Origin of the sequence: Pseudomonas sp., assembly GCF_030147005.1 — a bacterium.
Lineage (GTDB): Bacteria > Pseudomonadota > Gammaproteobacteria > Pseudomonadales > Pseudomonadaceae > Aquipseudomonas.
Genome location: NZ_JASLAW010000199.1, coordinates 85,154 through 92,641, shown reverse-complemented (window position 1 = coordinate 92,641; position 7,488 = coordinate 85,154). Strand labels below are relative to the sequence as shown.

Here is a 7,488-nt window from a genome sequence, read left to right as displayed (position 1 = left end):
CTGCAGTGGGATGTGCCGGCCGGGGAATTGGGGTCGCACCGGCCACAGTGGTGATTTCAGGGCCGCTTTCGCGGGCAAGCCCTAATGCCGGTCAGTTAAGCGCTAAAGCAGAAAAACCTGCGACCTGTGGCGAGGGAGCTTTCTCCCGTTGGGGCGCGAAGCGGCCCCAAAAATGGGACTGCTACGCAGTCCAGCGGGAGCAAGCTCCCTCGCCACAGGGACCGGTTCTGTCTTAACTGACTGGCATTAGGGCAAGCCCGCTCCCGCATTTTGACTGTATTCCAAAGAGCGACTCAGTTAATTGTGGGAGCGGGTTTGCCCGCGAAGCCCCCGCCATTTCCCCATCCCGAGACACCTGACCTCACAACGACAACACTCCACTGTACAGCCCATAGGCCGCCAGCCCGGCGCCTGTAATCACGCAGCCGAAAATGCCTTTTTCCACAGGCGTAAACAAAGGCTGGCCCTGCTCGCGCTTGGCCTGGGCGAACAGGATCACACCGGGGGCATACAACAGGGCCGACAGCAGCAGGTATTTCAGGCCGCCCGCATACAGCAGCCACACGGCGTAAGCCAGGGCAATCAGGCCCACCAGCAAGTCCTTCATGCGCCGGCGCTGGGCGCCTTCGTAGGTTTCGCCACGCCCGCTCAACAGCACCGCATAGGCCGCCGACCACAGGTAGGGCACCAGAATCATCGACGATGCCAGGTAAATCAGAGTGGTGTAGGTACTGGCTGAAAACAGCGTGATCACCAGGAACGCCTGGATCATCACGTTGGTCAGCCACAGGGCGTTGACCGGCACCTGGTTGGCGTTTTCCTTCTTCAGGAACGCCGGCATGGTGTTGTCCTGGGCGGTGGCGTAGAGAATTTCCGCACACAGCAACGCCCATGACAGCAGCGCCCCCAGCAGCGAAACCGCCAGGCCCAGGCTGATCAGTATCGCGCCCCAGGGCCCGACGATATGTTCCAGCACCCCGGCCAGGGATGGGTTTTGCAATTGCGCCAGTTCCGGCTGGCTCATGATCCCCAGGGACAGCACATTCACCAGCACCAGCAGCGCCAGCACGCCGAGAAAGCCAATCACGGTGGCCCGGCCCACGTCCGCGCGTTTCTCGGCCCGTGCCGAGTAAACGCTGGCGCCTTCGATACCGATGAACACAAACACTGTGACCAGCATCATGTGGCGCACCTGGTCCGCCACGCTGCCCATTTGCGGATTGCCCAGGCCCCAGATATCGCGGCTGAAGATATCCGCCTTGAACGCCACGGCGGCAATCACGATGAACATCAGCAGCGGCAAAATCTTCGCCACGGTGGTGATCTGGTTGATGAACGCCGCCTCCTTGATTCCGCGCATCACCAGAAAATGCACAGCCCACAGCAACACCGACGCACAGCCGATGGCCAGCGGCGTATTGCCCTGACCGAACACCGGAAAAAAGTAGCCCAGGGTGCTGAACAGCAATACGAAATAACCGACGTTGCCCATCCACGCACTGATCCAGTAACCCCAGGCGGACGAGAACCCCATGTAATCGCCAAACCCGGCCTTGGCATAGGCATACACGCCGGAGTCCAGCTCGGGCTTGCGGTTGGCCAGGGTCTGGAACACAAAGGCCAGGGTCAGCATGCCGACCGCCGTGATAGCCCAGCCGATCAGCACCGCGCCCACGCCAGCCCGTTCGGCCATATTTTGCGGCAAGGAAAAAATCCCACCGCCGATCATCGAACCCACCACCAGGGCGATCAGGGCACTGAGCCTAAGTTTCTGTGCGGGGTGGGACATGGAGATTCCTCGAAATAAATTTTTTAGGTGACACTTTAGTGCACGACTAATTCATTTAATCAGTGCACTGCCCCATAACATAAAGACATGTAAATACACGGCTTTTAGGCTTATTTAGAATTTAAATAAGTGCGACATGAAGCAATCGACAAACAATATTAAAAAAGTTTGCATATTGCTGAACACGAACTAGCTTCATACATCCGCATGCCCACCAATGGATTAATCAGAAGGGAGAAAAGCGCTCTGCAAAGCGCGTTTGGGCTCTTCAGCGCCCACGAACGCCCATACTAAATCATTAATTCACAAGGGAATGTGCCAATGGTGTGATCTGAGTCAGCTGTTTGATTAGCGCACGGAATTATTCTGTGATCTCTCTCTCCTGAATTGGAGTCATGCAATGTCTGATTCACCCGCAAAACTTAGGCTTGGTGCGCTGGTTGCCCTCGTCGTCGGCTCAATGATTGGCGGTGGGATCTTCTCATTGCCGCAGAATATGGCCGCCAGTGCCGACGTGGGCGCGGTGTTGATTGGCTGGGTGATTACCGCCATCGGCATGCTGACCCTCGCGTTCGTGTTCCAGACCCTCGCCAACCGCAAGCCAAACCTGGACGGCGGTGTCTACGCCTACGCCAAGGCCGGTTTCGGCGACTACATGGGCTTCTCGTCCGCCTGGGGTTACTGGATCAGTGCCTGGCTGGGCAACGTCGGTTACTTCGTGCTGCTGTTCAGCACACTCGGCTATTTTTTCCCGATCTTTGGCGAAGGCAATACCCCGGCCGCGGTGATTGGCGCGTCGGTATTGCTGTGGGCCGTGCATTTCCTGGTGCTGCGCGGGATCAAGGAAGCGGCATTCATCAACCTGGTGACCACTGTCGCCAAAGTGGTGCCACTGGTGCTGTTCGTCTTGATCGCACTGTTCGCGTTCAAGCTGGACATCTTCACCGCTGACATCTGGGGCGTGAAAAACCCGGACCTGGGCAGCGTGATGAACCAGGTGCGCAACATGATGCTGGTCACCGTATGGGTGTTCATAGGCATCGAAGGCGCTAGCATCTTCTCGTCCCGCGCAGAAAAACGCTCCGATGTGGGCAAGGCCACCGTGATCGGCTTTATCACCGTGCTGCTGTTCCTGATGCTGGTGAACGTGCTGTCCCTGGGGATCATGACCCAGCCGGAACTGGCCAAGCTGCAGAATCCATCGATGGCCGCCGTGCTGGAACATGTGGTGGGCCACTGGGGCGCGGTGCTGATCAGCGTCGGCTTGATCATTTCGCTGCTGGGGGCGCTGCTGTCGTGGGTGCTGCTGTGCGCGGAGATCATGTTCGCCGCCGCCAAGGACCACACCATGCCGGCCTTTCTGCGCAAGGAAAACGCCAACCACGTGCCGGTCAACGCTTTGTGGCTGACCAACGCGATGGTGCAAATGTTTCTGGTGATCACGCTGTTTTCCGCCAGCACCTACCTGTCGCTGATCTACCTCGCCACCTCGATGATCCTGGTGCCCTACCTGTGGTCGGCAGCTTATGCGCTGTTGCTGGCGGTGCGCGGCGAGACGTATGAAAACGCCATTAAGGAGCGCAAGAAAGACCTGTTCATCGGCGCCATCGCCCTGATCTACGCGATCTGGCTGCTCTATGCCGGCGGCACCAAATACCTGCTGCTCTCCGCCCTGCTCTACGCCCCCGGCGCGATCCTGTTCGCCAAGGCCAAGCGTGAACTGGGCAAACCGATATTCACCAACGTCGAGAAGCTGATTTTCGCCGCAGTGGTCATCGGCGCCCTGGTGGCTGCCTATGGGCTCTATGACGGCTTCCTGACCCTATGATTCTTTACCCAAAGAAATGATGTTCCTTGGAGGATCTGAAATGACCACGGAAAAAGTGAAGTACGGCGTCCATTCCGAAGCCGGCAAACTGCGTAAAGTCATGGTGTGCTCCCCAGGCTTGGCCCACCAGCGGCTGACCCCCAACAACTGCGATGAGTTGCTGTTCGATGACGTGCTCTGGGTCGCCCAGGCCAAACGCGACCATTTCGACTTCGTTACCAAGATGCGCGAACGAGACATTGATGTGCTGGAAATGCACAACCTGCTGACCGACATCGTCGCCATCCCCGAAGCCCTGGACTGGATTCTGCAGCGCAAGATCACCCCCAATACCGTCGGCCTGGGCCTGGTCGACGAAGTCGGTTCCTGGCTGCGCAGCCTGGAGCCGCGCAAGATCACCGAGTTCCTGATCGGTGGCGTGTCGGCCGATGACTTGCCGAGCAGCTTCGGTGGCAGAACCATCGAGATGTTCCGCGACTTCCTGGGCCACGCCAGTTTCATTCTGCCGCCGCTGCCCAACACCCAGTTCACCCGCGACACCACCTGCTGGATCTACGGCGGCGTAACGCTCAACCCGATGTACTGGCCGGCGCGACGCCAGGAAACCCTGCTGACCAGCGCCATCTATAAATTCCACCCCGAATTCACCAACGCGGACTTCCAGATCTGGTACGGCGACCCCGACCAGGAGCACGGCGCCGCCACGCTGGAAGGCGGTGACGTGATGCCGATCGGCAACGGCGTCGTGTTGATCGGCATGGGCGAACGCTCGTCCCATCAGGCCATCGGCCAACTGGCGCGCAACCTGTTCAAGAACAAGGCGGTGGAACGGGTCATCGTCGCCGGCCTGCCAAAATCCCGCGCAGCGATGCACCTCGATACCGTGTTCAGCTTCTGCGACCGCGACCTGGTTACCGTCTTCCCCGAGGTGGTCAACCAGATCGTGCCCTTTACCCTGCGCCCTGACGAAAGCAAGCCCCACGGTATCGATATTCAACGGGAGACCACCAACTTCCTCGACACCGTCGCCGCAGCGCTCAACCTCAAGGCCCTGCGCGTGGTCGAGACCGGCGGCAACAGTTTCGCCGCCGAACGCGAGCAATGGGATGACGGCAACAACGTGGTGGCCGTAGAGCCGGGCGTGGTGATCGGTTACGACCGCAACACCTACACCAACACCCTGCTGCGCAAGGCCGGGGTGGAAGTCATCACCATCAGCGCCGGTGAACTCGGCCGAGGCCGTGGCGGCGGCCACTGCATGACCTGCCCGATCATCCGCGACCCTATCGACTATTAAGGAGATTCCATCATGGCTTTCAATATGCGCAACCGCAGCCTGCTGTCGCTGATGCACCACACCACTCGCGAGCTGAACTATCTGCTGGACCTGTCCCGCGACCTCAAGCGTGCCAAATACACCGGCACCGAGCGTCCGCACCTCAAAGGCAAGAACATCGCGTTGATCTTCGAAAAAACCTCGACCCGCACCCGCTGCGCGTTCGAAGTCGCGGCCCATGACCAGGGTGCGCACGTCACCTACATCGACCCGGTGTCGTCACAGATCGGCCACAAAGAAAGCATGAAAGACACCGCTCGTGTCTTGGGCCGGATGTTCGATGCGATCGAATACCGTGGTTTCGCACAGGAAATCGTCGATGAGCTGGCCAAGTTCGCCGGCGTGCCGGTGTTCAACGGCCTCACCGCCGAATTCCACCCGACGCAAATGATCGCCGACACCCTGACCATGCGCGAACACAGCGACAAGCCGCTGCATGACATCAGCTACGCCTACCTTGGCGACGCGCGCTACAACATGGGCAACTCGTTGCTGATGATCGGCGCCAAGCTCGGCATGGATGTGCGCATCGGCGCGCCAAAAGCCCTGTGGCCCCACGAGGACTTCATCAAGCAGTGCCAGGCCTTCGCTGAAGAAAGCGGCGCACGCATCACCATCACCGAAGACCCTGCCGAGGCGGTCAAGGGCGTGGACTTCATCCATACCGATATCTGGGTGTCCATGGGCGAACCGGTGGAAGCATGGGACGAGCGCATCGAGCAACTGCTGCCGTACCAGGTCAACACCCAGATGATGAAAGCCTCGGGCAACCCGCGCGTGAAGTTCATGCACTGCCTGCCGGCGTTCCACAACAGCGAAACCAAGGTCGGCAAAGACATCGCCGCGCGTTATCCGCACCTGGCCAACGGCGTGGAAGTGACCGAGGAAGTCTTCGAATCGCCCGCCAACATTGCCTTTGAGCAGGCGGAAAACCGCATGCATACCATCAAGGCGATTCTGGTGTCGGCGTTGGCGGATATCTAAACCTCAACACCGCTCCCACTGTCGAAACACGGTCAGTGTGGGAGCGGGCTTGCTCGCGAAGGCGGCGTGTCAGTCGCTACATCTTTCACCGATACACCGCTTTCGCGAGCAAGCCCGCTTCTACATTTTGCCCGGTGTTCACAAAGCTGAGCTCTAGAAGGATTGCATTATGCGCATCGTCGTAGCCTTGGGCGGCAACGCCCTCCTGCGCCGTGGTGAACCCATGACCGCGGACAATCAACGCGCCAATATCCGGATCGCCACCGAACAGATCGCCAAAATCCACGCCGGCAACGAGCTGGTGATTGCCCACGGCAATGGCCCGCAGGTCGGCCTGCTGTCGTTGCAGGCAGCGGCCTATACCAGCGTGTCGCCTTACCCGCTGGACGTGCTGGGTGCCGAGACCGAGGGCATGATCGGCTACATCATCGAACAGGAACTGGGCAACTTACTGGACTTCGAAGTGCCCTTCGCCACCTTGCTCACCCAGGTTGAAGTGGACGCCAAGGACCCGGCCTTCCAGAACCCCACCAAGCCCATCGGCCCGGTGTATGCCAAGGCCGAAGCCGAAAAACTCGCCGCCGAAAAAGGCTGGGCCATTGCTCCGGATGGCGACAAATACCGCCGGGTGGTGGCCAGCCCACGCCCGAAACGCATCTTCGAAATTCGCCCGATCAAATGGCTGCTGGAGAAAAAGGCCATCGTGATCTGCGCCGGCGGCGGCGGTATCCCGACAATGTACGGCGAGGACGGCAAACTGCAGGGCGTTGAAGCGGTGATCGACAAGGACCTGTGTTCATCCTTGCTGGCCGCGCAACTGGACGCCGATCTGCTGGTGATCGCCACCGACGTCAACGCGGCATTCATCGACTTCGGCAAGCCCACCCAGAAGGCCATCGGCCAGGCTCACCCCGACGCCATGGAACAACTGGGCTTCGCCGCCGGTTCCATGGGGCCCAAAGTGCAAGCGGCCTGCGAGTTCGCGCGCCAGACTGGCAAAACGGCAGTGATCGGTTCACTCTCCGACATCGAAGCCATCGTCCAGGGCAGCGCCGGCACACGCATCAGCACGGCGACACCTGGCATCACCTATCTGTGAAGTAGAGGAGATTTGCCTATGGCTACCTTTGAACCGGGACACCTGCACGTCGAACGTCACGCACTCAACGAGCATGACTACAGCTACAACCTGTGCATCGACTATGAAGTCAGCCAGGACCCAAAGGAAGGCAAGGGAATGCTCTTCAAACTGCACGGCTCGGTGCAGGGCAAGGACCTCAAGGAAGAGTTCTTCCTGCCCAAGGACCAGGCCTTCGATTTTGCCCGGCATGCCATGAACATCGCGCAGAAATACGGCATGCCGAAGATGGCGGTGCTGAATGGCTCGATGCACAAGCAGTACGACTTGATGTTCGAAGACGTGCGGCATCAGTTGGACGTGAAATCAGGTGATCCGGTCAAGCCCGAGCACCTGGAATAACCCACCTGCACTGACACAACGCAGGCAATGTGGGAGCAAGCCCGCTCCCACATTTTTGATCTCCATCACCT

The 7,488-nt window shown here is 59.4% G+C and carries 6 protein-coding genes; 5 read left to right on the top strand and 1 reads right to left on the bottom strand.

What is annotated here, in order from left to right:
* Positions 1–361: 361 nt before the first annotated feature.
* Positions 362–1,789: an arginine-ornithine antiporter gene (gene arcD / locus Q1V60_RS18570; RefSeq protein ID WP_300633252.1), complete on the bottom strand. Its 1,428-nt coding sequence runs from the start codon at positions 1,787–1,789 to the stop codon at positions 362–364.
* Positions 1,790–2,189: 400 nt separating this feature from the next.
* Between arcD (Q1V60_RS18570) and arcD (Q1V60_RS18565) the strand changes: the two genes are divergently transcribed.
* The 5 genes from arcD (Q1V60_RS18565) (at position 2,190) to Q1V60_RS18545 (ending at position 7,417) form a co-directional block, all read left to right on the top strand.
* Positions 2,190–3,617 carry an arginine-ornithine antiporter gene (arcD, locus tag Q1V60_RS18565; protein WP_300633251.1) on the top strand — a complete coding sequence of 476 codons (1,428 nt, stop codon included), beginning with the start codon at positions 2,190–2,192 and terminating at the stop codon, positions 3,615–3,617.
* Positions 3,618–3,657: 40 nt separating this feature from the next.
* Positions 3,658–4,914: an arginine deiminase gene (arcA, locus tag Q1V60_RS18560; RefSeq protein ID WP_300633249.1), complete on the top strand. Its 1,257-nt coding sequence runs from the start codon at positions 3,658–3,660 to the stop codon at positions 4,912–4,914.
* Between the two features lie 12 nt (positions 4,915–4,926).
* A complete protein-coding gene (locus tag Q1V60_RS18555; RefSeq protein WP_300633247.1) occupies positions 4,927–5,937 on the top strand; it encodes an ornithine carbamoyltransferase in 1,011 nt (336 codons plus the stop codon).
* Between the two features lie 169 nt (positions 5,938–6,106).
* The gene (gene arcC, locus Q1V60_RS18550; RefSeq protein WP_300633245.1) at positions 6,107–7,036 is read left to right on the top strand and encodes a carbamate kinase; all 930 of its coding nucleotides are present in this window, start codon (positions 6,107–6,109) and stop codon (positions 7,034–7,036) included.
* An 18-nt stretch (positions 7,037–7,054) separates the two neighbouring features.
* Positions 7,055–7,417 (top strand): DUF5064 family protein, encoded by a 363-nt coding sequence (locus Q1V60_RS18545; protein WP_065895065.1) that lies wholly within the window; start codon positions 7,055–7,057, stop codon positions 7,415–7,417.
* Positions 7,418–7,488: the final 71 nt, after the last annotated feature.